This is a genomic window from Xanthobacter sp. 126 (assembly GCF_000526175.1).
GTDB classification, from domain to species: domain Bacteria; phylum Pseudomonadota; class Alphaproteobacteria; order Rhizobiales; family Xanthobacteraceae; genus Xanthobacter; species Xanthobacter aminoxidans.
The window spans coordinates 1243978-1269317 of record NZ_JAFO01000001.1; the positions used below are offsets into that span (position 1 = coordinate 1243978).

At 68.2% G+C, this 25340-nt stretch carries 20 protein-coding genes and 1 tRNA gene; 11 read left to right on the forward strand and 10 right to left on the reverse strand.

Annotation, left to right across the window (positions count from 1 at the left end):
• The first annotated feature begins 19 nt into the window (after positions 1-19).
• Positions 20-922, forward strand: a complete 903-nt coding sequence (locus XAN126_RS0105850) for a methylated-DNA--[protein]-cysteine S-methyltransferase (RefSeq protein WP_051460787.1) — start codon at positions 20-22, stop codon at positions 920-922.
• 23 nt (positions 923-945) lie between these two features.
• On the opposite strand, the gene hemH is transcribed toward XAN126_RS0105850, so the two are convergent.
• The 3 genes from hemH to XAN126_RS0105865 form a co-directional block, all read right to left on the reverse strand.
• Positions 946-2004, reverse strand: coding sequence for a ferrochelatase (hemH, locus tag XAN126_RS0105855; protein WP_029876771.1), 1059 nt, complete (start codon positions 2002-2004; stop codon positions 946-948).
• 178 nt (positions 2005-2182) lie between these two features.
• A tRNA-Val gene (locus tag XAN126_RS0105860) sits at positions 2183-2257 on the reverse strand.
• A gap of 86 nt (positions 2258-2343) precedes the next feature.
• The gene (locus tag XAN126_RS0105865; RefSeq protein ID WP_024277671.1) at positions 2344-2706 is read right to left on the reverse strand and encodes a response regulator; all 363 of its coding nucleotides are present in this window, start codon (positions 2704-2706) and stop codon (positions 2344-2346) included.
• Positions 2707-2896: 190 nt separating this feature from the next.
• On the opposite strand from XAN126_RS0105865, the gene XAN126_RS0105870 reads away from it, so the two are divergent.
• On the forward strand, positions 2897-3784 hold the full coding sequence (locus XAN126_RS0105870; RefSeq protein ID WP_024277672.1) for an N-formylglutamate amidohydrolase: 888 nt from the start codon (positions 2897-2899) through the stop codon (positions 3782-3784).
• Positions 3785-5029: 1245 nt separating this feature from the next.
• The gene (gene hisN / locus XAN126_RS0105875; protein ID WP_024277673.1) at positions 5030-5815 is read left to right on the forward strand and encodes a histidinol-phosphatase; all 786 of its coding nucleotides are present in this window, start codon (positions 5030-5032) and stop codon (positions 5813-5815) included.
• 77 nt (positions 5816-5892) lie between these two features.
• Here the strand turns inward: hisN and XAN126_RS0105880 are convergent, their stop codons facing one another.
• The 3 genes from XAN126_RS0105880 to XAN126_RS26865 form a co-directional block, all read right to left on the reverse strand.
• Complete coding sequence (locus XAN126_RS0105880) at positions 5893-6834, reverse strand: alpha/beta hydrolase (RefSeq protein WP_024277674.1); 942 nt, start codon at positions 6832-6834, stop codon at positions 5893-5895.
• A 140-nt stretch (positions 6835-6974) separates the two neighbouring features.
• A complete protein-coding gene (locus tag XAN126_RS0105885) occupies positions 6975-7847 on the reverse strand; it encodes a DUF3313 domain-containing protein (protein WP_245272218.1) in 873 nt (290 codons plus the stop codon).
• A gap of 215 nt (positions 7848-8062) precedes the next feature.
• Entirely contained in the window at positions 8063-8572 is a 510-nt protein-coding gene (locus tag XAN126_RS26865; protein ID WP_024277676.1) for a hypothetical protein, read from the reverse strand.
• A gap of 265 nt (positions 8573-8837) precedes the next feature.
• Between XAN126_RS26865 and XAN126_RS0105895 the strand changes: the two genes are divergently transcribed.
• Together XAN126_RS0105895 and XAN126_RS0105905 are read left to right on the forward strand one after the other, a co-directional pair.
• The gene (locus XAN126_RS0105895; RefSeq protein WP_024277677.1) at positions 8838-9323 is read left to right on the forward strand and encodes an Hsp20 family protein; all 486 of its coding nucleotides are present in this window, start codon (positions 8838-8840) and stop codon (positions 9321-9323) included.
• A 227-nt stretch (positions 9324-9550) separates the two neighbouring features.
• Positions 9551-10537: a phosphoglycerate dehydrogenase gene (locus XAN126_RS0105905; RefSeq protein ID WP_024277678.1), complete on the forward strand. Its 987-nt coding sequence runs from the start codon at positions 9551-9553 to the stop codon at positions 10535-10537.
• Positions 10538-10598: 61 nt separating this feature from the next.
• Here XAN126_RS0105905 and XAN126_RS0105910 read toward each other — a convergent pair whose 3' ends face one another.
• Positions 10599-10880, reverse strand: coding sequence for a MoaD/ThiS family protein (locus XAN126_RS0105910; protein WP_024277679.1), 282 nt, complete (start codon positions 10878-10880; stop codon positions 10599-10601).
• Positions 10881-10883: 3 nt separating this feature from the next.
• The gene (locus tag XAN126_RS0105915; RefSeq protein ID WP_024277680.1) at positions 10884-11969 is read right to left on the reverse strand and encodes a glycoside hydrolase; all 1086 of its coding nucleotides are present in this window, start codon (positions 11967-11969) and stop codon (positions 10884-10886) included.
• 160 nt (positions 11970-12129) lie between these two features.
• On the opposite strand from XAN126_RS0105915, the gene XAN126_RS0105920 reads away from it, so the two are divergent.
• The 3 genes from XAN126_RS0105920 (at position 12130) to XAN126_RS0105930 (ending at position 17195) form a co-directional block, all read left to right on the forward strand.
• Positions 12130-12744 carry a TetR/AcrR family transcriptional regulator gene (locus XAN126_RS0105920; RefSeq protein ID WP_024277681.1) on the forward strand — a complete coding sequence of 205 codons (615 nt, stop codon included), beginning with the start codon at positions 12130-12132 and terminating at the stop codon, positions 12742-12744.
• A gap of 102 nt (positions 12745-12846) precedes the next feature.
• Positions 12847-14079, forward strand: coding sequence for an efflux RND transporter periplasmic adaptor subunit (locus tag XAN126_RS0105925; protein WP_024277682.1), 1233 nt, complete (start codon positions 12847-12849; stop codon positions 14077-14079).
• Positions 14076-17195 (forward strand): efflux RND transporter permease subunit, encoded by a 3120-nt coding sequence (locus XAN126_RS0105930; protein WP_024277683.1) that lies wholly within the window; start codon positions 14076-14078, stop codon positions 17193-17195. The genes XAN126_RS0105925 and XAN126_RS0105930 overlap by 4 nt, the downstream gene beginning before the upstream one ends.
• Before the next feature lie 124 nt (positions 17196-17319).
• On the opposite strand, the gene XAN126_RS0105935 is transcribed toward XAN126_RS0105930, so the two are convergent.
• Positions 17320-17901 carry an HdeD family acid-resistance protein gene (locus tag XAN126_RS0105935; protein WP_024277684.1) on the reverse strand — a complete coding sequence of 194 codons (582 nt, stop codon included), beginning with the start codon at positions 17899-17901 and terminating at the stop codon, positions 17320-17322.
• 187 nt (positions 17902-18088) lie between these two features.
• A complete protein-coding gene (locus XAN126_RS26020) occupies positions 18089-19282 on the reverse strand; it encodes a L,D-transpeptidase (protein ID WP_024277685.1) in 1194 nt (397 codons plus the stop codon).
• A 237-nt stretch (positions 19283-19519) separates the two neighbouring features.
• Between XAN126_RS26020 and XAN126_RS0105945 the strand changes: the two genes are divergently transcribed.
• The 3 genes from XAN126_RS0105945 (at position 19520) to metH (ending at position 25333) form a co-directional block, all read left to right on the forward strand.
• Positions 19520-20539: a metalloregulator ArsR/SmtB family transcription factor gene (locus XAN126_RS0105945; RefSeq protein WP_024277686.1), complete on the forward strand. Its 1020-nt coding sequence runs from the start codon at positions 19520-19522 to the stop codon at positions 20537-20539.
• On the forward strand, positions 20539-21480 hold the full coding sequence (metF, locus tag XAN126_RS0105950; protein WP_024277687.1) for a methylenetetrahydrofolate reductase [NAD(P)H]: 942 nt from the start codon (positions 20539-20541) through the stop codon (positions 21478-21480). Before XAN126_RS0105945 ends, metF begins: the two co-directional genes overlap by 1 nt.
• Before the next feature lie 88 nt (positions 21481-21568).
• Positions 21569-25333: a methionine synthase gene (gene metH / locus XAN126_RS0105955; RefSeq protein ID WP_245272219.1), complete on the forward strand. Its 3765-nt coding sequence runs from the start codon at positions 21569-21571 to the stop codon at positions 25331-25333.
• Positions 25334-25340 lie beyond the last annotated feature (7 nt).

A 25340-nucleotide genomic window follows, 5' to 3' on the forward strand; every position in this document is an offset into this window, starting at 1 on the left:
GCTCGATGCCCCCGATCTCATCCTGTCCGCGGCGGCGCCGACGCTGACGGCGACGCCTGCCGCGCAGCTCGATATCGCCGCCCGCGACTATGACGTGGTGCGCCGGGCGGTGGAGTACATCTCCTGCAACGTGCGCCGGCAGCCGGAGGTGGAGGAGATCGCCGCCGCCACCGGCGTCTCCGCCCGCGCGCTCACCGACCTGTTCCGCCGCTGGTGCGGCCTCACGCCCAAGGCATTCCTCCAGGCGGTGACGCTCGATCGCGCCCGGCGCATCGTCGCCGAATGCCCCAACGTGCTCGATGCCGCGCTGGAGCTGGGTCTTTCCGGTCCCGGCCGGCTGCACGATCTGTTCGTGGTGCACGAGGCCATGTCGCCGGGGGAGTGGAAGACCGGCGGCGCTGGCCTCGTCATCCGCTTCGGCTTCCATCCGTCCCCGTTCGGGCAGGCGCTGGCCATGTCCACCCCGCGCGGCCTGTGCGGCCTCGCCTTCGCGGATCTGGGGGAGGAGGCGGCGGCGCTCGCCGACATGCGCTCGCGCTGGCCCAATGCCACCTATCTGGAAGACCCGACCGCCACCGCCCCGCTGGTGGCACAGATATTCGATCCCGCCTCCTGCCGCGGCGACCAGCCCCTGCGCATCGTCTTCATCGGCACGGATTTCGAGATAAGGGTGTGGGAGACCCTGCTGCGCATTCCCATGGGCCGGGCCACCACCTATTCCACCATCGCCGAGCATGTGGGCCGGCCCAAGGCGGCACGGGCGGTGGGCGCGGCCATCGGCAAGAACCCCATCTCCTTCGTGGTGCCCTGCCACCGCGTCATCGGCAAGAGTGGCGACCTTACCGGCTACCACTGGGGCCTGACGCGCAAGCGCGCCATACTCGGGTGGGAAGCGGCGAAGGTGGAGCCGAAGGCGGAGTGAAGGGCGGGGAGTGAAGGGCGGGGTTACCCCACCCAGCCCCGCAGTTCCCGCTCCACCACGGTCTTGAGCACCCGCATGCCCTCATCGCCGGCATTGAGGCAGGGGATGGCGGCGAACCTCTCGCCGCCGGCGTGCCCGAAGATCTCGCGGTTCTCGACACCGATCTCCTCCAGCGTCTCCAGGCAGTCGGCGACGAAGCCGGGGTTGAACACGGCGAGCCGCTTCACACCACTCTCGGCCAAGGCCTTCACCGTCTCGTCCGTATAGGGCTTCAGCCATTCCTCGCGGCCGAAGCGGGACTGGAAGGTGAGGCGAAAGCGCTTTTCGTCCATGCCGAGCCGCGCGCGCAGCAGGCGGGCGGTCTTGGCGCACTGGCAGTGATAGGGGTCGCCCTTCATGAGGTAGGACTTCGGCACGCCGTGGAAGGAGGCGAGGATCACCTCCGGCTCGAAGTCCAGCGCCGCCAGATGCCGCTCCAGATCGCGGGCCACAGCATCGATATAGACCGGATCATCGTGCCAGGGCGGCGCGACGCGCAGCGTCGGCTGCCAGCGCATCTCCTTCAGCGCATCGAAGGCCTTGTCGCAGACGGTGGCCGAGGTGGCGGCGGCATATTGCGGATAGAGCGGCACCAGCAGGATGCGCTCGCAGCCCTGCGCCTGGAGCGCGGCGAGGCGCTCGGCGATGGGCGGCTTGCCGTAGCGCATGGCGAAATCCACCACGATGCGCTCATCGATGCCGGCGAAATGGGCGGCGAGCTTTTCGGCCTGGTCGCGGGTGATGGTCTTGAGCGGGCCTTCGTTGCGCTCGTTGTTCCAGATGCTGGCATAGTCGCGGCCCTTGGGGCCTGGGCGCTTGGTGAGGATGATGGCGTTGAGCACGAACCACCACAGCGCCCGGTTCACCTCGATCACCCGCCGGTCCCAGAGGAATTCCTTCAGATAGGCCCGCATGGACCAGTAGTCCGTCGCCTCCGGCGTGCCGAGATTGACGATGAGCACGCCGACGCGCCCGAACGCCACCTTCGGGTGGTCCTTGGGCAGATGGGTGGAATCGGCGGAGAAGGCGGGAGCGTCGATCATCAGGTCCTCGGCTGCTGCCGGTGAGATGGCGCCTCGGCCGGGGCGCGTCAATGCGCCCGCAGGCGCCGCTCTTTTACGCGATCGGGTGCGCGCTGGATGGCCGGTGCCCCACACGCGATGACGGCCCGGACGGCTGGTGCCGCCGGACGGATCAATCGCCGGATGATGAGGTGAGGGATGGTGGGCGCGACAGGGATCGAACCTGTGACCCCTACGATGTCAACGTAGTGCTCTCCCGCTGAGCTACGCGCCCCCTCGCAGGAGCCGCCTCTATATCGGCTCGAAACGCCGGAGGCAAGGCGGGTGTGTCGAAGGATGTTCCGGCCTGTGGATGACGCGTCAGGCGGCCGCCAGCATCTTGCCCACCTCGCTCACGAGGTCGCGCAGGTGGAAGGGCTTGGAGAGCACCTTGGCCTCGCTCGGCGCCTCGCCGTCGGCATTGAGGGCGACCGCGGCGAATCCGGTGATGAACATCACCTTGAGGTCGGGATCGAGCTCGGTGGCCCGACGGGCCAGCTCGATGCCGTCCATCTCGGGCATCACGATGTCGGTGAGGAGCAGTTCGAACGGCTCCTCCCGCATTCGTTCATAGGCGGAGCGGCCGTTGTCGCATGACGCGACGGAGTAGCCCGCATTCTGCAACGCCTTCACGAGGAAGCGTCGCATGTCGTTGTCGTCTTCAGCGAGCAGGATCTTGGCCACGCCGCTTCCCCTGATGTCATGTTCTGTCCACCCCCGGCCAGAGCAGGGGGTTCATATGACTTGTCTGCCGCATTCGGGTAAATTCGAAGTGAAAGCCGCGCCACCCCTTTCCAAAAGGTGTTTCGCCGGGCCATCATTCCGCCGCCCGCCGGTGGGAATTCCGGAACTATTCCAAGGTGCTGGGTTCTTGATGACTGCCTGCCTCGCCGACACCATTGAACCCGCATTCGAGGTGCTCACTCCGGTCGAGGCGCGCGCGCCCTTCCTCTTCAACTCCCCGCATTCCGGGCGAATCTATCCCCGCAGCTTCGTCGAACAGACGCGCTTGGACTTTTCGACCCTGCGCCGATCGGAAGATACGTTCGTCGATGAATTGTTCGGCGATTGCGTCGGGCTGGGCGCGCCGATGATGCGGGCCCTGTTCCCGCGCTCCTTCCTCGACCTCAACCGCGAGCCCTACGAGCTCGACCCGCGCATGTTCGACGGCCGGCTGCCGCCGTTCGCCAACACGCGGTCGATTCGCGTGTCCGGTGGCCTCGGCACCATCGCGCGGGTGGTGGGTGATGCGCAGGAGATCTATCCCCGCCGCCTCGCGGTGAACGAGGCGCTGGAGCGCATCGAGACCTTTTACAAGCCCTACCACCAGACCCTGCGCCGCCTCGTGGGGCGCATCCAGCGCGAATGGGGGATGGCGGTGCTGGTGGATTGCCACTCGATGCCGTCCACTTCAGCACGGGACGAGGTGGCGCGGGCCGATTTCGTCATCGGCGACCGTTACGGCACGAGCTGCAGCGAGGTGGTCACGGACGCCATCGAGCGGTCGCTGACCGCCCGCGGCTACCGGGTGGTGCGCAACAAGCCCTATGCCGGCGGCTATATTACTGAGCACTACGGAAACCCCTCCGCCGGGCTGCACGCCGTGCAGATCGAGCTCAACCGCAGCCTCTACATGGACGAGGCCGGCTATGAGCGGAATAGCGGATTTTCCAGCGCCCAGGCCGATCTTCGGGCCCTGATGGGGGATCTGTTCATCGCGGTGTCGGAGGGCCTCGCCCCGCTCCGTGCGGCAGCCGAATGACAAAGCTCTGCATTTTTGCATAAGGTGCCTTGCGTTTTTCGTATGGCAAGGCTACCAATTGCGCACGGTTGCCGAGGAATTACTCAGGCACCATCGAATTCCGGCCCGGGCAGGCTTCGCCTTGCGAAGACATCCGCGAGACACGGGATCGAATATGGCGGCGCAAGACCGCATCCAGGGATGGAACGAGAGGGGCCTAGACAGGGCGGCGGGTGACGGCGAATGCCGGATCGGCCAGCCCGAAAAAGAAAGGGGCCGTCCGCGTGAGCAGACGGCCCAAGTCTAGGGAGGAAACGCCCAAGGAGGGCAGCGACACAGCGACGCCAATCGCCGTGTCGCAATGCACAAATAGCCGAGTGCAGTGCCATAAATCAAGTGCGCGTTTGTCGCAGTCTGGTATACCACGACAACTCATTGATTTTTATAGGAATTTATTTCTCCCGGCTAAGCCCGGGCTGTGGCCGCTAAGAGCAGGCCGCTCAAAAAAATCGATAGAAGCGTGCGCTTGGTCCGACTCGGCTGTGCCGGGGATGGCCAGGACACGGCATGTCCGGGTGTCGCCCGGTGCCGGGACCCATAGTGACGGCCGGTCGATCAGAGCTGCGCGCACGCAGGGATAGGCGCGCGGTCAACACAGCCGCCAGATTCCCGTCAGGCGCCACGCGCGCGGAAAATGGATCTGGCTGGGCATGGGGCGCGGGCAGGGCGCAAAAGGCGGGCGGAACAGGCGGGCGCAGGCTCCGGGCCTTTGCCGGGCGGCGCGCATTTCCTGCCTCGGCATGAGGGGCCGAAAAAAGAAAGGGGCCGCTGAGAACAGCGGCCCAAGTCTAGGGAGGAAACGCCCAAGGAGGGCAGCGGCACCGCAACAAGCAATGCCGCGCTGCATCAATATGACGAATGGCCCCCTCTGCATCAAGTCCGTGACAGGCAGATAGTTTGTGCAACTGTCCAACATTTAAAACCATTTATTTTCAGCCCATTGCGGCCTAGCTGCCCAATTTTTGCGCGTCCTGCACGCCACGCCTGCCCTAGGTGAGATCATCCCGCACCGCAGTTGTGCCGTAGGGATCGCGGCCTGGCGGATTCGGCCGGCCTGCCGCATCGGGCAGCCGCGGATGGAGCCGGCCTTCCCGCGCAGATTTCCCTCCCAGATTTTCCTCGCAGATTTTCCTTGGCAGGTGCCACCACCCGCGCTTTCTTGCCGGCGCGGGCATCGTCGGCCCGCCCGACCGTTCCGGAGTCTCCATGACCGCCGTCGATTTCGACGCCTTCGTCCATCAGCTTGCGACCGTCTCGGGCGAGGCCATCCTGCCCTTCTTCCGCACGGCGCTTGGCATTGAGGACAAGAGCGCGGGCCGCGCCTTCGATCCCGTCACCGAGGCGGACCGGGCGGCCGAGCAGGCCATGCGGCAGCTCATCCGCTCCACCTTCCCCGCCCACGGCATCATCGGCGAGGAGTTCGAGAACGTGGCGGCGAACGCGCCCTATACGTGGGCGCTCGACCCCATCGACGGCACCAAGTCGTTCATCGCCGGCCTGCCCGCCTGGGGGACGCTGATCGGCCTTCTGAAGGACGGCGATCCCGTCTACGGCATGATGCACCAGCCGTTCATCGGCGAGCGCTTCTTCGGCGACGGCGGCGCGGCGCGCTATCGCGGCCCGGCCGGCGAGCGCACCCTCGCCACCCGCGACTGCGGGCGGCTGGAGGACGCGGTGCTCTACACCACCAGCCCCCGCCTCATGAACGCCGAAGACCGCGCCGCCTTCGGCACGGTGGAGGAGCGCGTGCGCCTCTCGCGCTACGGCGGCGATTGCTACGCCTATTGCATGGTGGCGGCCGGCCTCATCGATCTCGTCATCGAGACCGGCCTGCAGGATCACGACGTGATCGCCCTCGTGCCCATCATCGAGGGCGCGGGGGGCGTCGTCACCAGCTGGGAAGGCGGTTCGCCGGTTGCGGGGGGACGCGTGGTCGCCGCCGGTAGCCGCAAGGTGCACGAGGCGGCGCTGCGCCAGCTCACCGGCGGCTAAGCCCGCGCGGCGTTTGAGTGTGGCAACGCAAAAAGCCTAAGCCCGCGCGGCGCCTGAGTGTGGCAACGTAAAGCTTCTCAGATCGGCGTCCCGGGGATGAAAGCGTCGAACGCGGCCCAGAACTGGGCGCGGAAGATGTCGCGCTCCATCAGCAGCTCGTGCCGGCTGGCCGGCACCACCACATGGGCGCCGGCGATGAGCCGCGCCGAGAAATGCTCGATGGCCTTGTTGGAGACGAGCCGGTCTCCTCCGGCGGCGATGATGAGCAGCGGCTGGCGGATGCGCGGGATCACGTCGGGATGGGTCAATTCCGCCATGGCGGCGTAGGCGCCTGCGAGCCAGCCGACGGTCGGCGCACCGAGATCGAGCTGCGGATAGGCCGTGACGAGTGCCTGCGTGCGGTCGAACCGGCTCCGGTCCGAGGTGAGCGGGTTGCCTTCGAACTTCAGCCGCGCCAGCGTGCGCCCGCGTCCGCCCGGCACGAAGGCGCGGGCGAAGCCGATGTGGGAGAGAACGGTGGCGGTTGGCCGCACGATGCCCTCGAACGGCACCGAATCGAGCCCCAGCATGGGGGCGCTCAGTACCATGCGGTCGAACCAGCGCTGCCCCTCCAGCACCGAGGACAGGAGGATCGTGCCGCCCATGGAATGGGCCAGTGCGAAATGGGGCGGAGGGCAGTCGGGCAGCAGCACCTCGCGGGCGAAGGCCTCCAGGTCGAGGAGATAGTCCGAAAAACGCGTGACATGACCCTTCAGGCGATTGCGCAGCAGGCGCTGGGAACCGCCCTGTCCGCGCCAGTCGAGCAGCGCCACCGCGAAGCCGCGGGACCTCAACTCGCGCACCACCTCGAAATATTTCTCGATGAACTCGCAGCGGCCGCTGAACAGAGCCACCGTGCCCTTCGCCCGGCCCTGCGGCATGAAGCGGGCGAAGCGCAGGCGCACGCCGTCGCGGGCGACGATCTCGCCCTCGATCGCGCCTTCAGGCGCCGGATTGTTCGGCAGGGAATAGAGCGTCATGAGGCTCGCGGCGGTGGAGAGCGCGGCGGTGGCCGGCGTCGGGCGTGAGAGCGAGGGTTACACGTCGGAGCCCCGCTTCACAATCGCCTCGCACGGTTCGGGCCGCGCAGTCGCTCGCTCCGCGCTCGCGGTGCGCAGACCTATTGCGCGGCTGGCGGCGCCGCGGAAGGCGTGCTTGCCGCATCGCTGCCCTTGTCGGTCCATTCCGGGGGCGCGCCCACGACGCCGCTGACGAGACCGTTGAAGCCGGGCGCGCGACCGAAGACGTCGCAGGCGGCGAACTTGGGCGCGCCACCCGTCAGAGACTGGATACGTTCCGCCGGCGGTGGGCCGGAAAGGGACTTGAACGGGTTCTCGCCGGTGACGAGCATCTTGCTGAAATCGTCGCCGAAGGTGCTCGCCAGATCATAGGCATCGCCAGCGGCGGACACCCGCGCCGACCCAGAGAGCATGTTGGCGCCCTGCCCCCAGACCATGGCCGCCGCCGGGCGGCCGTCGGGGCTGCGGGCCTCTGCCTCCAGGGACAGGCTGCCCAGCCCGATGGGCAGGCGCGGCGTCGGCACCGGGACGCCGGGCAGGAGCACCGTCTTCGCCACCGACGCAATCTTGGTCGCCGCAACGGCCTTTTCGTCGGTGGCATCCATGTGGGTGACGACGGCATGCACCGTGAGATCGGCGGGCTGCGACGCCGGCACCACTTCAAGGCGATCGCTGAGGCCGAAGCAGATGGAACGGTCAATAGCATTGGCCACGAGCTTCCGCTGCTCGTCGGAAATCCCTTCGTTCTGGGCTCCGGCCGCGAAGACGGTGGGAACGATGCGCACCGTCCTGGCCGCGAGCACCTGGTCCTTGTGAATGAGGATCTTGGACTTCGCCAGCATGCCGTCTGCCGGTTCGAGGTCCGTGTAGGAGGTGAGCGAGCCGCCCTGCTCCAGCGGGGCATTGGCACACGATGTGACCAGAAGCGACATGCCGAACATGCCCATGGCCCGGCTTAAGGCAGCCGCCATCATTTCCCCGCTCCGTCAGTCTGGCCCGCACGCCCGTGCAAGCCGCCGATCAAAGCCCCCGCAGTCGGGAATGGGGCGTGATTGCGGCGTATTTAAGTACCGCCTTGCTTGTTCTGTCCGAGTCTCCACCCGGCGCTCGCCGTCCGACGCTGCAGCCGAATGGACGTACCAATTCGAAGGCCTGGGGACTTATGCGCTTCGATGGACCGGACGATTCTCTAGCGCCGCTCGTCCGAGCCGATGACCTGCATGCCGCTGATGTCGCCACTGGCAGCATCCAGCACGAGGCGCACCCGCTCGCCGCGCGGCCCTGTGGCTTCGGCGAGGAAGCTCTGCCCGCGCTGGCGCACGGCGCCGATCTGGCGGAAGCCGCGGGCTTCGAGGCTCGGTGCGACGGTCTCGGCGGTGAGCGGATGGGGGCCGGCGGGGGCGATCTGGTAGGGCCGGTAGGCGCGGGGCGCGATGGCGCCGGGCAGCGCTGCGGCCTCGTCCGGCATCTGGGTCGCGGTGACGGAGGCGGCGCGGGCGAGCGGCAGGCCAGGCAGGGCGATCGTCCCGGCTTCGCTTGGCGGACGATACGTGTGAAGGGGCGGGGGCTTGGCCGGAACGGCCCCGTGCGCATTGGATGCTGCCGGTACCTCGCCGCCGCACTGGGCGAGTGCCCGCGTCGCCGGAGGCGCGAGTGCCATCAGGAAGAAGGCCGCACAGGCGGCCGCACAGGCCCGCATCGCCCGACCTCCCCTTGCCCCCCGCCTCCTCACCGGAGTACGCCGCGGACGGAGCAGATGTCGTTGGGGAAAAGTCTAGCCGCGGCGGGTGAACGCCGACCGGCAAAGGCGTTCATCGCCCGTTCAGATTGGCGGCGTGGCTCCCCCTTGACGCCAGAAACGGGCCTACCCACATCCGAAAAGGCGCCGGGCAGAGACCTGACGGCGCCCTGACCGGACCCGGCTTTATGCGGGTCCCGCATGTCGCTTCAAAGGAGGATATGCCATGCGTACGTTTGACCTTGCTCCGCTGTATCGCAACACCGTCGGCTTCGACCGGCTGTTTTCGCTGCTCGATTCCGTCGGCGGCGTCGATGCGGCGCCTACCTACCCGCCCTACAACATCGAGCGTACGGGCGAGAACGCCTATCGCATCACGGTGGCCGTGGCGGGCTTCACCGATGCCGAGCTGAGCATCGAGGTGAAGGAGAACACCCTCACCCTCAAGGGCGAGAAGACGTCGTCCGAGGCGTCCGAGAGCGCCCAGGTGCTCTATCGCGGCATCGCCGCCCGCGCCTTCGAGCGTCGCTTCCAGCTCGCCGACCATATGGAGGTGAAGGGCGCGGTGCTTGAGAATGGCCTGCTGCACGTGGATCTCGTGCGCAACATTCCCGAGGCCAAGAAGCCCCGCATCATCCCCATCGCGGGTGCGATGTCGACCCCGAAAGCCATCGAGGGCTCGACCGTAGGGGGCGCCGCCCAGGCGGCCTGACGGGGCGGGATTGAGGGGCGGGCCGAGGCCCGCCCTGCCTTTCGACACGGGGGCGGGTTTCCGCCCCTCGGACTTGAGGGCGGTGCGCATGCGCCGCCCTTTTGCATGGTGGATTTGTGCGGCGCTTTTGCATGGCGCCGATGTCGCGTGCGGGCTTGATCTCGGCGCGCGGCCGGGAGAGGAGGGGGGACGCTCCCGTTCGTTCCCTCCGGAAAAGGTCGCCCGCCGTGTCCGCCCCCCGCAAGGTTCTCATCACCACCCGCCTGTTCGATGCCGCCGCTGCCGAATATCTCGCCGAGCACGGCTGCGTCGCGGTCCCGTCCGGCCTGCCGGGCGACGCGCTTGATGCCGACATTTCCAACGCCGCGCTGAGCGCGCTGCTTGAAGGCGTCGAGGGCTGGATCGTCGGCATGCGCGCGGTGACGCGGGAGATCCTTGCCGCCCATCCCGATCTCAAGGTCATCGCCCGTCGCGGCGTGGGCTATGAGCGGGTGGATGTGCCTGCCGCCAAGGCACTCGGCCGGGTTGTCACCATCGCGGCGGGGGCCAATGACGATGCGGTGGCGGATCACACGCTGGCGATGATCCTCGCGCTGCTGCGCCGGCTGAAGGAGAGTGACCGCGCCATCGCCGCCGGCAATTGGCGGGTGCTGAGCGGATACGACCTCACGGGCAAGACGGTGGGCCTCGTCGGGCTCGGCCGCATCGGCAAGGCGGTGGCGCGGCGCCTGCACGGCTTCGGGACCAGGGTTCTGGTCGCGACCCGCACCCCCGACCCGGATTTCCCCTTCGTGGACTATGTGCCGCTCGGCGACCTGATCGCGCAGAGCGACATCATCAGCGTCCATGCGCCACTCACCCCCGAGACCCGCCACCTGATCGGCGCCGACGCGCTGGCCGCCATGAAGCCCCATGCGCTGGTCATCAACACCTCCCGCGGCGGCCTCGTGGACGACCGCGCGCTGCTGGCCGCGCTGGAGGCGGGACGCATCGGCGGCGCCGGCCTCGACGTGTTCGAGGCGGAGGCGGACGCTGCGATGCTGCAGGTTGCCGCTGCGCTGGCGGCGCGCCCGGATGTGGTAGCGACCGCCCACGCCTCCGGCTCCAGCGCCGAGGCGCTGGCCCGCGGCAACCTCATCTCGGCGCAATGCGTGGTGGCGGCGCTGGACGGGACGGATTTCCCGCCCGGCTGCCTCATCGCCGACGGGCGCTGAGGTTCCCCATTACAACGCGTTTTCTTCACGCGAACCGGTACCCACTTCGCTCGAAAACGCTCTAGCCGCCGCTGATGGCGGTGAGCACGAACACGTCCGCGCCGGGCGGGAGCCGCGTTTCCAGCCGCGCCCGGCGGCCGTCCACGAACACGTTGATGTGGCGGCGGATGGCGGGGCGCTCGTCGCACAGCCGGTCGCGCATGCCGGGCCAGAGCGTCTCCAGCGCATCCATCAGCTCGCGCACCGTCGTGGCGGGAAGCTCCAGATAGGTCTGCCCGTCCGGGAACAGCCGCACGAGGTGAGCCGGCAGGCGCACCTTCGCCGGCGCTGTGTCATCAGTCACCGCTCAGGTCTCCACCACCAGCGTCTCCACGGAGGAGATGGTGGGCAGGTGCTCGGCGAGGCGCGTCCAGTTCTCCCCCTCGTCCGCGCTGGCGTAGATCTCGCCGGAGCCGGTGCCAAAATAGACGCCGGCCGGCTCCAGCGTGTCGGTGGCCATGGCCTGCCGCAGCACGTTGAAATAGGCATCCTTCTGGGGCAGGCCGGACCGCATCGCCTGCCATGAGGCGCCGCCGTCGCGGGTGCGCCACACGGCAGCCTTCGCCTCCGGCATGAAGCGGCCGGCGGTATCGCCGTTGAGCGGCACGAGGAACAGCGTCTCCGCATCGCGCGGATGGGCGGCGGCGGGAAAGCCGAAGCTGGAGGGCAGTCCCTTTTCGATGCTCTGCCACGACACGCCGCCGTCGTCGGAGCGGTACATGCCGCAATGGTTCTGCTGGTAGAGGCGGTGGCGCAGGCCCGGCGCCTTGACCACGCAATGCACGCACTGGCCATGCTCGGGATAGCGCTGGTCCTCGGGCATGTAGTCCGCCCGGGTGCCGCGATTGCGCGCGTTCCAGGTGCGCCCGCCATCGGCACTGTGGAAGACGCCGGCGGCGGAGATGCCCACCCACAGCGCATCCGGATTGTCCGGATCCAGCACGAGGGAGTGGAGAATGAGGCCCGCGCCGCCGGGACCCCAATCGCCGCGGGACGGGTGCTTCTGCAGGCCGTCGAGGGCGGTGAAGCTCTGGCCGCCATCATCCGAGCGGAACAGGCCGGCGGGCTCGACCCCGGCATAGAGCACGCCGTCCGCCCCCGGCGCGAGGCTCCAGACGGATTTCACCGGTGCCTCGCCCTCGGCATGGGCAAGGCCACGGGAGGAATGGGTCCAGCTGGCGCCGAAATCGTCCGACTGCCACACGGCGGGGCCGAACCATTCGTTGCCGCCACCCGCATAGATGCGGCCGGAGGCGCGATCGCCCACCATGTGATTGGTCGGCCAGGTGTCGCAGAAGGGCCCGCGCAGCGACCAGCTTTTCCGGGCGGGGTCGCTGTCCAGGATGAACGCGCCTTTCTTCGTTCCGATCAGGATGAGCACCTTCTGCGCCATTTTTTCCTCCCTCGGCCCCGGGCAGCAGGCCGTACGGAGGACGCGGACGCAGGCGACGCGCCGACACGGCGGGGATAAGATTTTGCGCAGCGGGCGAATCGCGGGCTTGGAAATTTAGAACTGACGATTTATGATAATCGTCAGTTTATAGGAGTGCATGGTGAACGTCAGGGTGAAGGAGACGGCGGACGAGACCCGCGAGCGCATCGCGCGCACGGCGGAGGAATTGTTCCGCCGCATGGGTTTCGCCAAGACGGCGGTGGCCGACATCGCCGCCGAGCTCGGCATGTCTCCGGCGAATGTCTACCGCTTCTTCCCGTCCAAGACCGCCATCGTCGCCACCATCTGCGGCCGTTGCCTGTGCGAGAGCGAGGCCGAATTCGCCGAAGCAACTGCGGGAGACGGCTCCCCGCAGGAGCGCATCTTGACCGCCTATCTCTCCATCATGCGCTACCACAAGGACAATTTCCTCGAGGAGCGGCGTGTGCACGACATGGTGCTGGTGGCCATCGAGAACAATTGGGAAGCCATCGAGGCCCACAAGGCACGCCTGTGCGACCTGACCGCGCGCGTGCTGGCAGAGGGCATCGCGGAGGGGGTGTTTGTGGCCCACGACCCCTCGAAGGTCGGCCGGTACATCCAGAGCGCCCTCATCCGCTTCTGCCATCCGGTCCTGGTGGCGCAGCACATCGACGAGGACCAGGAGGGCGCTCTGCGTGAGAGCCTCCAGTTCATTCTGAGAAGTATCGAGGTCGAGCGTTCGCCTCTCCCCTGATCGGAGTGAGCGAAAAGCTTCCGTGCGCCGTAAAAGTGATGATCGACGAAAACCGTCAGTGTTAAGTTCGTATTCCGCAGGCCCGAGCCACAGGATCGTCCCATGCCCCGCCTCGCCGTTCCGATCCGATCCGGCCGCCACCTGAAGGGGATGGCTGCGCTGCTCCTTGCCGGGTCCGCCTTGCTGATTGCCGGCTGCGGGCAGGAAAACCCCGCCAACGCTGGCGAGGCTCCCGCCTCCCGGGAAGCCACGCTCGCCCGGCCGGTGCAAGTCACGACCGTGAGCTTCCGGCCGCGGCAGACGCAGAAGAGCTTCGTCGGGGTGGTCCGCGCCCGCCGCGAGATCGACCTCGCCTTCCGGGTGGGCGGCAAGGTGGTACAGCGGCTGGTGGAGGTAGGCGACCGTATCGAGCCCGGCACCGTGGTGGCGCGCCTCGACAGGGAAGACCTCAAGCTGGAGCTGGAAAGCGCCAAGGCGGAGATGCAGGCGGCCACCGCCAATCTCGCGCAGACCACCACCGAGGACACCCGCTATCGCGCGCTCACCGCCAAGGGCGCTGCCTCCAACGCCGACCTCGACCGCAAGTCCCTCGCCAAGGACGAGGCCGTCGGCCGCCTCGAACGGGCCAAGCGCTCGCTGGAGCTGGCGGAGAATCGCCTGTCCTATGCCGACCTCGTCACCGATGCGGCCGGCGGCGTCGTCGCGACCTCGGCGGAGCCGGGGCAGGTGGTGGCCTCGGGCCAGACCATCGTGCGTGTCGCCCGCCTCGACGAGAAGGAAGCGCTGGTCTCCCTTCCCGAAACCGCCCTCGCCGACGCCCGCACGGCCGATGCGGTCGTCACCCTCTGGGCCGATCCCGGCCGGCGCATTCCCGCCCGCTTGCGGGAGCTGTCGCCCCAGGCCGACGCCACGTCCCGCACCTATCCTGCCCGCTTCACCCTGGACGGGGCGGACGAGACCGTGGCGCTGGGCATGACCGCCACCGTGACGCTCCGCTCCAAGGACCAGCAGCAGGTGGCGCGCCTGCCCCTGTCCGCGCTCATCGATCGCGGCCACGGCCCGCAGGTGTTCGTGGTGGATGGCGCGACCCATGCCATCGTCGCCCGCCCGGTGGAGATCGCCGCCTATACCGGCGACGAGGTGCTGCTCTCCGGCGGTGTCGCGCCGGGGGATGCGGTGGTCATCCTCGGGGTCCAGACGCTGCTGCCCGGCCAGAAGGTGCGCACCGTTCAGGCCCCCTCCGTGACCGAGGTCGCCGAGCGCCTGCCGTCCGTCGAAACCCGCCGCGCGCAGGCGCCGGCCGGCTCTTCCACCGTGGCGGAGCAGCGGCCGTGAGCACCGCGGGCTCTTCCCCGGACAGCGCCTCGCGCTTCAATCTTTCGCGCTGGGCCATCACCCATCGCGCGCTGACCCTGTTCGCCATCCTGCTGCTCGGCGCGGCGGGGGCCTATTCCTATTTCAATCTCGGCCGCGCCGAGGACCCCTCCTTCACCATCAAGGTCATGGTGGTGCAGGCCGCCTGGCCCGGTGCCACCGCCTCCGAGATGCAGGCGCAGGTGGCCGATCCCATCGAGAAGAAGCTGCAGTCTTTGCCGCACCTCGACCGGGTGGAGAGCTATTCGCGCCCCGGCGTCTCCTTCGTTCAGGTGTTCCTGCGCGACAACACGCCGGCGAAGGAAGTGAAGGACCTCTGGTATCAGGTGCGCAAGAAGGTCTCCGACGTGCGCGGCGATCTTCCCGCCGGCGTCATCGGCCCGGGCTTCGACGATGAATATGGCGACGTTTATTCCGCCCTCTACATCCTGAGCGGGCAGGGCGCGGCGCCGGCCGAGCTGAAGCGTCAGGCGGAGGTCATCCGCCAGCGCCTGCTGCGCGTGCCGAACGTGGAGAAGGTGGACCTCATCGGCGAGCGGCCGGAGAAGATCTACATCGAGTTCTCTCACGCCCGCCTCGCCAATCTCGGTATCACGCCGCAGCAACTGTTCGACAGCGTGGCCCGGCAGAACGCGGTGGTGGCGGGTGGAGCCGTGGATACCCGTTCGGACCGCATCAATCTGCGCGTCACCGGTGCCTTCACCGGCGTCGAGGCCATCGCCGAGGTCCCGGTGGCGGTGAACGGCGCGCTGCTGCGCCTTGGCGACATCGCCACAGTACGTCGCGGCTATGAGGATCCGCCTTCCTTCCTCATGCGTCAGCATGGACTGCCGGCCATCGGCATCGGCGTGTCCATGGCGCAGGGCGCCAACATCCTCACGCTGGGCGAAGGCCTGAAGGGCGCCATGGCCGAGGCCATCACCGAGCTGCCCCATGGCATCGACGTGACGCAGGTGGCCGATCAGCCGCACATCGTCGGCGAATCGGTGGGCGAGTTCCTGAAGACCTTCCTCGAAGCCCTCGTCATCGTGCTGGTGGTGAGCTTCCTGTCTCTGGGCTTCCGCACCGGCATCGTGGTGGCGCTCTCGGTGCCGCTCGTGCTCGCCATCGTCTTCCTCATCATGTTCTCGGCGGGCATGGACCTCCACCGCATCACGCTGGGCGCGCTCATCATCGCCCTCGGCCTGCTGGTGGACGACGCCATCATCGCCATCGAGATGATGGTGGTGAAGATGGAGGAGGGCTGGGACCGCATGTCCGCCGCCACCTTCGCCTGGACCTCCACCGCCTTTCCCATGCTTACGGGCACGCTGGTGACGGCGGCGGGATTCCTGCCGGTGGGCTTCGCCAAGTCGTCTTCGGGCGAATATGCCGGCGGCATCTTCTGGGTGGTGGGCATCGCGCTCATCGCCTCGTGGTTCGTGGCGGTGATCTTCACACCCTATCTCGGCACCGTGCTTCTGCCGGACATGAAGAAGGCGGGCGGGCACCACGAGATGCACGACGGCCGCCTCTACCGGATGCTGCGCGGGACGCTGGAATTCTGCCTGCGCCACCGCTTCATGGTCATCGGCACGACGGTTGCGATGTTCGCGGGCTCGGTGGTGGCGTTCGGCTTCGTCCAGCAGCAGTTCTTCCCCACCTCCACCCGGCCCGAGCTGTTCCTGGAGATCCGCCTGCCGGAAGGCACCTCCATCACCGTCACCGAGGCGACGGCGAAGAAGGCGGAGGCTCTCGTGGGCGAGGACCCCGACGTCGCCACCAGCACCACCTATGTGGGACGCGGCGCGCCGCGCTTCTGGCTCGGCCTCAATCCGGTGCTGCCCAATCCGAACTTCGCGCAGATCGTCATCGTGGCGAAGGACGTGGCGGCCCGCGAGCGGCTGAAGGCCCGGCTCGACGCGGAGCTGGCCGAAGGCGCGCTGTCGGAAGCGCGGGTGCGTGTGGACCGCTTCGTGTTCGGCCCGCCGGTGGGCTTCCCGGTGCAGTTCCGCGTGGTGGGGCCGGACCCTATCGCGGTGCGCGACATCGCCGAGAAGGTGCGACTGGTGATGGCATCGGACGCGGACATGATCGACCCGCACCTCAATTGGGGCGAGCAGGTCAAGTCCATCACCCTGACCGTCGATCAGGACCGCGCCCGTGCGCTCGGCACCTCGCCGCGCGACATCGCCGAGACGCTGCAGACCCTGCTTCAGGGCTACGCCATCACCCAGCTGCGCGAGGGCAATTTGCTCATCGACGTGATGGCGCGGGCCGTGCCGGAGGAGCGGGTGGATCTCGAGCATCTCGCCGCGCTCACCGTCACCACCCGCAACGGGCTTGCCGTGCCGCTCGGACAGGTGGCGCGCATCGGCTATGCCCATGAGGAGCCGATCCTCTGGCGGCGCGACCGCAACCTCGTGCTCACCGTGCGCGGCGACGTGCGGGACGGCGTCCAGCCGCCGGACGTGACCACCCGCCTCCTGCCCAAGCTGGCGCAGCTCAAGGCCGAGCTGCCGCCCGGCTATCGCATCGAGACCGGCGGCTCCATCGAGGAAAGCGCCAAGGCCAATGCCTCGCTCGCGGCGGTGTTTCCGGTGATGATCATTGTCATGCTCACGCTGCTGATGATCCAGCTGCAGAGCTTCTCGCGCCTTGCCCTCGTGCTGGCGACGGCGCCCCTCGGCCTCATCGGTGCGGCGGCGGCATTGCTCATCGCGCATCGGCCGTTCGGCTTCGTGGCGCTGCTCGGGCTCATCGCGCTCGCCGGCATGATCATGCGCAACACGGTGATCCTGGTGGACCAGATCGACCACGATATCCGCGACGGCGCGACGCCCCACCGCGCCATCGTGGAGGCGACCCTGCGCCGGGCGCGGCCCGTTGTGCTCACGGCGCTGGCCGCCGTGCTCGGCATGATCCCGCTGGCGGAGAGCGTGTTCTGGGGGCCGATGGCCGTCACCATCATGGGCGGCCTGCTGGTCGCGACCGTGCTCACATTGCTGGTGGTGCCGGCGCTCTACGCCACCTGGTTCCGCGTGAAGGTGACGGACGGGGAGACCGCGCCGTCCGCGCTGCCGCAGCCGGCGGAATGATGCCCTTCGACTGAATCAAGACGCGCCCCGACGCCCCCCGGGGCCGTCCGCCTCGCCCGTTCCCGGCAACGCCCCCGCCGCGGACGGGCGGGGCGGTTTTTCGTCTCGGACGGTGTGCCGCGACTCAGTTCTTCTTGTCGCGCAGGGCGAGGCCGAACATCAGCGTGCCGACGCCGTTGACGATGAGGTCCACGCCGAGGAACAGGCCGAGGATATAGACGGAGTTCACCGGCCAGCGGGCGATGATGATGAGGCCCAAAAGCAGGGTGACGATGCCGGACACCACGATCCAGCCCCAGCCCTTGCCGTGCTGGGAGCCGAAGCCGGCGAAGACGCGGAAGATGCCCTCGACGGCGAGCGCCACGCCGATCATCAACGTGAGCACGCCGGCACCGAGCAGCGGGTTGTACATCATCAGGCCGCCCGCCACGACGTAGAGCAGGCCCGCCAGCAGCCAGTAGAAGAAGCGTCCCCAGCCCTGCACCCGGAAGGCGTGGATGACCTGCACCACGCCGCCCACCAGAATCAGCGCGCCCACATAGAGGACGGTGACGACCGTGGAGGCGAGCACATGGGCGAGGGCGACGAAGCCGAGCACGATGAAGGCGATGCCGAGCACCGCGAACCAGCCCCAGCTGGCGCGTATGGCGTGCAGCTGGTCGGCGACGGCGGAAGCGGGTGTGGGCGCAGATGCAGGCGTGGACATGGGCCTCTCCTGTCAGCTTGATCGCTGCGGGGCCATCATATCGAAGCGGAACGTCACGCACAGTGGTCTTGGGCTCCGGCAGATTGCGGAGCCCAAGACAGAGGCTGAACGGCCCTCAAACGCAAAACGGCCCGGCGTGGGCCGGGCCGTTTCGGTCAGGTCTTTTCCCCGCGGGGACGCTCTGCGCTCAGCGCTGGGCGGCGGGCTTGCCGGCCGAAGCGGTGGAAACCGGTGCCGGAGCGGCATTGGCCTGGGGGGCCGAGCTGCCCTTGGGGAGAATCACCACCTTGGTGCCCACCTTGGCGCGGTCGTAGAGGTCTTCCACGTCCGCGTTCAGCATGCGGAAGCAGCCGGACGACACGAACTTGCCGATGGTCTGCGGCTCGTTGGTGCCGTGAATGCGGTAGACGGTGCCGCCGAGATACATGGTGCGCGCGCCGAGCGGATTGCCCGGGCCACCGGCCATGAAGCGCGGCAGGTAGGGCTGGCGCTGGATCATCTCGGACGGCGGGCGCCAGTCGGCCCATTCCTTCTTCGCCGTGATCTTCTCGGTGCCGGCCCAGGTGAAGCCTTCGCGGCCCACGCCGATGCCGTAGCGGACAGCCTTGCCGCCGCCGAGGACGAAGTAGAGGTAGGTGTTCGGCGTATCGATGACGATGGTGCCGGCCGGCTGGGTGGTCACGTAATCCACCGTCTGGCGGCGGAAGCGCTCGGGCACGGGCTCGGTCGGATCGACATTCTCGATGCGGGGGCCGGACGGCGCCTCGGTGGTGCCGGGCACCACGGCGGAGTTGGGGCCGTACGTACCCGCCGGAGCCGGCGCGTTGTTCAGGCTGGCATAGAGCGCATCCTGATCCACCGCGCCGCGGCCGGAGCCGGAATAGCCGGGCTGCTGCTGGCCATAGGCCGGCTGCTGGGGCTCATAGGCGGTGGGGGTCGCCTGGCGGCCGTAGAGGTCGGGCGCGGAATTGTAGACCGGCTGGCCGCCATAGGCCTGCTGACCCTGCGCCGGAACGGCGGTCGGGTAGGGACCGGAATCGGGGGCCACCGCAACAGGGCCACCGGGCGCGGGCTGCGGATAGCCCTGCTGCGCCGGCTGGGGATAGGCCTGCTGGGGATAGGGCTGACCCGGCGCGGGAAGCTCCGTGCGCTCCACCTGATCGCGGCGCACCGGCGCCTGCTGGCGCGCATAGGGATCCGAATAGCCGGGAGGCGCCTCGCCATAGCCACCGACAGGCGCGGGCGGGAGCGTGCCGGTAGCATCGTCCTGCTGCCCGCCGGGCAGGCTGTAGTTCGGGCCACCGTACGGCCCCTGGGCGAAGGCCGGAGCGGCAAGAACGCACGCGCCGACGGCGGCGAGGAGGGTGTTGCGAAGGGTCATGCTTGAGGTGTTAACCGTGAAACGTGACGAAATTGGAAACGGGTCGCGGAAAAATTTGGCCCGTCCGGCGGTAACTTGTTCCAGCTTTGCAGCTCTTGTCCTGAAACGCCTTTAGGCCTGCAAGAGATCCCCGGCAATGCGAGATTCCCGGTGGCTCGCGATCGTGATCGCACTGTGGCGCGCGGGGCATAGGTCGCGGGCTTGAATGCCTGTCGGTAAGGATATAAAGATATCTTTATGTCAGATCGGTCTACGCCCGCAGCTTCATCGTTCGCCGCCGTCCTTGAGGGCCTCAAGGCCGCCGGGGAGGATACGCGCCTGCGTCTTGTCGCGGTGCTGGGGGAGGCTGAGCTCACCGTCTCCGATCTCACCGAAATCCTTGGCCAGTCGCAGCCGCGCATTTCCCGCCACCTCAAGCTCCTGGCCGATGCCGGGCTGGTGGACCGTCACCGGGAGGCCAGCTGGGTCTTCTACCGCCGCGCGTCGGAGGGGCCGGGCGGGCGAATCGCCCGGAGCCTGCTCGACCTGCTCGACCGGGACGATCCGGTTCTCGTCGGCGACCGGGCGCGGCTGGAGGCGGTGCGCGCCGCCCGCGCCGCTGCGGCGCAGGGCTATTTCGCGGCCCATGCCCGCCAGTGGGACGAGATTCGCCGCCTGCATGTGCCCGAGGCGGCGGTGGAAGCCGCCGTGCGCCGTGCGTTCGCGGGTATGCCCGTCCGCGCGCTGCTCGATCTTGGGACCGGGACGGGGCGGATGCTGGAGCTGTTCGCGCCCGACATCGAGCGCGGCATGGGCGTCGATCTTTCCCCGGACATGCTGGGCGTCGCCCGTGCCAATCTGGAGCGCGCGGGCGTCCGCAACTGCCTGCTGCGCCAGAGCGACATCTATGCCGTCCCGGTCCCGCGCGACGCGTTCGACGCCGTGATCGTCCATCAGGTGCTGCACTATCTCGACGACGGCAGCCGCGCGCTGAAAGAAGCGGCGCGGGTGCTGGCGCCGGGCGGCCGGTTGCTGGTGGTGGACTTCGCCCCCCACGGCCTCGAATTCCTGCGCGAGGCCCATGCCCACCGCTACCTCGGCTTCGACCGGGCGACGGTGGAGGGCTGGCTTGCCGCCGCGGGCCTTGAGCTCGTCTCCTTCGACACCCTTACCCCCGATGGCGGCGCCGGCGACGGCCTCACCGTCTCGCTCTGGCTCGCCCGCGATCCGCGCTACGTGGTGGCCGACGCCGACCTCGCCCACAGGGAGATTGCCTGATGACCACCCCCGCTCCCAGTCCCGCCGCGGCGCCCGTGCGGGCCAGCCGGGAGATGGACCGGCCGCCGGTCAACGTCTCCTTCGAGTTCTTCCCGCCCAAGACCGAGGAGATGGAGAAGACCCTCTGGGCCTCCATCCACCGGCTGGCGCCCCTGTCCCCGAGCTTCGTCTCCGTCACCTATGGCGCGGGCGGCTCCACGCGTGAGCGCACCCATGCGACGGTCGCGCGCATCGTGAAGGAGACGGACCTTCATCCGGCAGCGCACCTCACCTGCGTCGGGGCCAGCCGGGCCGAGATCGACGACGTGGTGCGCGCCTACAAGGATGCCGGCGTGAAGCACATCGTTGCCTTGCGCGGCGATCCGGCGACCGGCGTCGGGACGAAGTACGAGCCGCATCCGGACGGCTATCCCTATGCCTGTGACCTCGTGGAAGGCATCCGCCGCATCGGCGATTTCGAGGTTTCGGTCTCCGCCTATCCCGAGAAGCACCCGGAAAGCGCCAGCCTCGACGCGGACATCGATTATCTGAAGGCAAAGGTGGACGCGGGCGCCACCCGCGCCATCACCCAGTTCTTCTTCGAGAACGACGTCTATTTCCGCTACCTCGACAAGGTGCGCGCCAGGGGGATCGACATCCCCATCCTGCCCGGCCTGCTGCCGGTGACGAACTTCAAGCAGGCGTCGAACTTCGCCACCCGTACCGGGGCGAGCGTGCCCGCGTGGCTGCTGAAGCGGTTCGAGGGGCTGGACGACGATCCCGAGACCCGCAAGCTCATCGCCGCGGCCGTGGCGGCGGAGCAGGTGACGGACCTCGTTGATCGCGGTGTCACCGATATCCATTTCTATACCCTGAACCGCGCCGACCTCGTCTACGCCATCTGCCATCTGCTCGGGCTGCGCCCGGATGCAGCGCCGGCGGTGCAGGCGATGGCGGTCTGAGCGCGACGTCATTCCCGCCGGCGCGGTGCGCCGGCCTGTCCTTCACGGAGGCGCGCGAGTGCGTCGCCCCGAGCCTCGAGACCGCCCCATGACCGCGCCCATGACCGCCCCGACCACCGCCTCTTCAACCCACGCCGACACCATCTTCGCCGATCTCGCCAAGGCCGCCGCCGAGCGCATCCTGGTGCTCGACGGGGCCATGGGCACCATGATCCAGCAACTGAAGCTGGACGAGGCGGGCTATCGGGGCGAGCGGTTCAAGGACTGGCCGCGGGACGTGAAGGGCAACAACGACCTTCTCAGCCTCACCCAGCCGGACGCAGTTCGGGCCATCCACCTCGAATATTTCCGCGCCGGCGCGGACATGGTGGAGACCAACACCTTCTCCGGCACCTCCATCGCCCAGGCGGACTACGGCATGGAGGAGATCGTCTATGAGCTGAACTTCGAGAGCGCGAAGCTCGCCCGCGAGGCGGCGAATATCGCCCAGAAGGAGGATGGCCGCCGCCGCTTCGTGGCCGGCGCCTTCGGCCCGACGAACCGCACCGCCTCCATCTCGCCGGATGTGAACGACCCCGGCTTCCGCGCCGTGACCTTCGACGAACTGGCCGAGGCCTATCACGAGCAGGCGCGCGGCCTCGTGGACGGCGGCGCGGACATCCTTCTCGTCGAGACCATCTTCGACACGCTGAACGCCAAGGCGGCCATCTTCGCCATCGAGAAGCTCTACGCGGAGCGGGGCTTCCGGCTGCCGGTGATGATCTCCGGCACCATCACCGATCTTTCCGGCCGCACGCTTTCGGGCCAGACGCCGAGCGCCTTCTGGTATTCGCTGCGTCACGCCAAGCCCTTCTCCATCGGCCTCAATTGCGCGCTGGGCGCCCGCGAGATGCGCGCCCACATCGCCGAGATCGGCCGGGTAGCGGACACCCTTGTGTGCGCCTATCCCAATGCGGGCCTGCCCAACGAATTCGGCATGTATGACGAGAGCCCCGAGGCCATGGCGGCCCTCGTGGGCGAGTTCGCCGCCTCCGGCCTCGTGAACGTGGTGGGCGGCTGCTGCGGCACGACGCCCGCCCACATCCGCGCGATCGCCGAGGTGGTGAAGGGCAAGGCGCCGCGCGCCGTGCCGGAACTGGAGCCGCGCCTGCGCCTCTCCGGCCTCGAGCCGTTCGAGCTGACGCCGCAGATCCCCTTCGTGAACGTGGGCGAGCGCACCAACGTCACCGGCTCCGCCCGCTTCCGCAAGCTCGTCACCACCGGCGACTTCCCCGCTGCCCTCGCGGTGGCCCGCGACCAGGTGGAGAACGGCGCGCAGGTGATCGACATCAACATGGACGAAGGCCTTCTCGACAGCGAGGCCGCCATGATCACCTTCCTCAACCTCGTCGCCGCCGAGCCGGACATCGCCAAGGTGCCGGTTATGGTCGACAGCTCCAAGTGGGAGATCATCGAGCAGGGGCTGAAGCGCCTGCAGGGCAAGGGCATCGTCAATTCCATCTCCCTCAAGGAGGGCGAGGAAACCTTCCTGGAAAAGGCCCGGCTGGTGCGCGCCTATGGCGCCGCCGTGGTGGTGATGGCCTTCGACGAGGAGGGGCAGGCCGACAGCTATGCCCGCAAGACCTCCATCTGCGAGCGCGCCTACCGCATCCTGACCGAACAGGTGGGCTTCCCGCCGGAAGACATCATCTTCGATCCCAACATCTTCGCGGTGGCGACCGGCATCGAGGAGCATTCGGGCTATGGCGTCGCCTTCATCGAGGCGACCCGCTTCATCCGCCAGAGCCTGCCTTACGCCCATGTTTCGGGCGGCGTCTCCAACCTCTCCTTTTCGTTCCGCGGCAACGAGCCGGTGCGCGAGGCGATGCACGCCGTGTTCCTCTATCACGCCATCAAGGCGGGCATGGACATGGGCATCGTCAATGCCGGCCAGCTCGCCGTCTATGACGAGATCGAGCCCAAGCTGCGCGAGGCGTGCGAGGACGTGGTGCTGAACCGCCGTCCCGACGCCACCGAGCGCCTGCTGGAGATCGCCGAGGGCTTCAGGGGCACCGCCGGCAAGGAGAAGAAGGAGGCTGACCTCGCCTGGCGCACCTGGCCGGTGGACAAGCGCCTCGCCCATGCTCTGGTCAACGGCATCACCGATTTCGTCGAGGCCGACACAGAGGAGGCCCGCCAGCAGGTGGCGCGTCCGCTGCACGTCATCGAAGGCCCGCTGATGTCCGGCATGAACGTGGTCGGCGACCTGTTCGGCGCCGGCAAGATGTTCCTGCCCCAGGTGGTGAAGTCCGCCCGCGTGATGAAGCAGGCGGTGGCCTATCTCATGCCCTTCATGGAGAAGGAAAAGGAAGAGCAGGGCATCACCACCGCCTCGGCCGCCGGAAAGGTGCTGATGGCGACCGTGAAGGGCGACGTGCACGACATCGGCAAGAACATCGTGGGCGTCGTGCTCCAGTGCAACAATTACGAGGTCATCGACCTCGGCGTGATGGTGCCCACGCAGAAGATCCTGCAGGTGGCCAAGGACGAGAAGGTGGACGTGATCGGCCTCTCCGGCCTGATCACCCCCTCTCTGGACGAGATGGTGAACGTCGCGGCCGAGATGGAGCGCGAGGGCTTTTCGGTGCCGCTCCTCATCGGCGGCGCCACCACCTCGCGCGTCCATACGGCGGTTAAGATCGCACCCCGCTATGAGCGCGGGCAGGCGGTCTATGTCACCGACGCGAGCCGCGCGGTGGGCGTGGTCTCCAACCTGCTCAATGCCGAGACGCGCGGCGCCTATGTGGCCGACGTGCGCGCCGAATATGCCAAGCTCGCCGAGGCCCACGCCCGCGCCGACGCCAACAAGCAGCGCCTGACGCTGGCCAAGGCCCGCGAGAACGCCCTGAAGCTGGATTTCTCGGCTCACACGCCGGAAAAGCCCTCCTTCCTCGGCACCCATGTGATTGAGGACCACGACCTCGCCGACCTCGTGCCCTTCATCGATTGGACGCCCTTCTTCCAGTCCTGGGAGCTGACCGGGCGCTATCCGTCGATCCTGGAGGACGCGGTGGTGGGCGAGCCGGCGCGCGCGCTGTTCGCCGACGCGCAGGCCATGTTGCAGAAGATGGTCTCGGAGAAGTGGGTGACGGCCCGCGCCGTTGTGGGCTTCTGGCCGGCCAACGCGGTGGGCGACGACATCCTCCTGTTCCGCGACGATAGCCGCAAGACCCCGCTCGCCACCCTGCACACCCTGCGCCAGCAGCTTGCGCGGCGGGAAGGGCGCCACAATCTGGCGCTGGCGGATTTCGTGGCTCCGCTGGAGAGCGGGGTCGCCGACTATGTGGGCGGCTTCGCGGTGACGGCGGGCATCGGCGAGGAGGACCGGGTGGCGGCCTTCAAGGCCGCCAATGACGATTATTCCGCCATCCTGCTCAAGGCGTTGTGCGACCGCCTCGCCGAAGCCTTTGCCGAGCGGATGCACCATCTGGTGCGTACCAAGCTGTGGGGCTATGCGGCCGACGAGGCGCTCCCCAACGACGACCTCATCGCCGAGCGCTACCGCGGCATCCGTCCGGCGCCGGGCTACCCGGCCCAGCCCGACCATACGGAGAAGGCGACGATCTTCGAGCTTCTGGACGCCACCCACAAGGCGGGCATCCACCTCACCGAGAGCTTCGCCATGTGGCCGGGGGCGGCGGTGTCCGGACTCTATTTCGGCCACCCGCAGAGCGCCTATTTCGGCGTCGGCCGCATCGAGCGCGATCAGGTGGAGGACTACGCGCAGCGCAAGGGCTGGACCGTGGCGGAGGCCGAGCGCTGGCTCGCCCCCATCCTCAACTATAATCCGGCGCGGGTGGAGGCGGCGGAGTAGCGCCGCC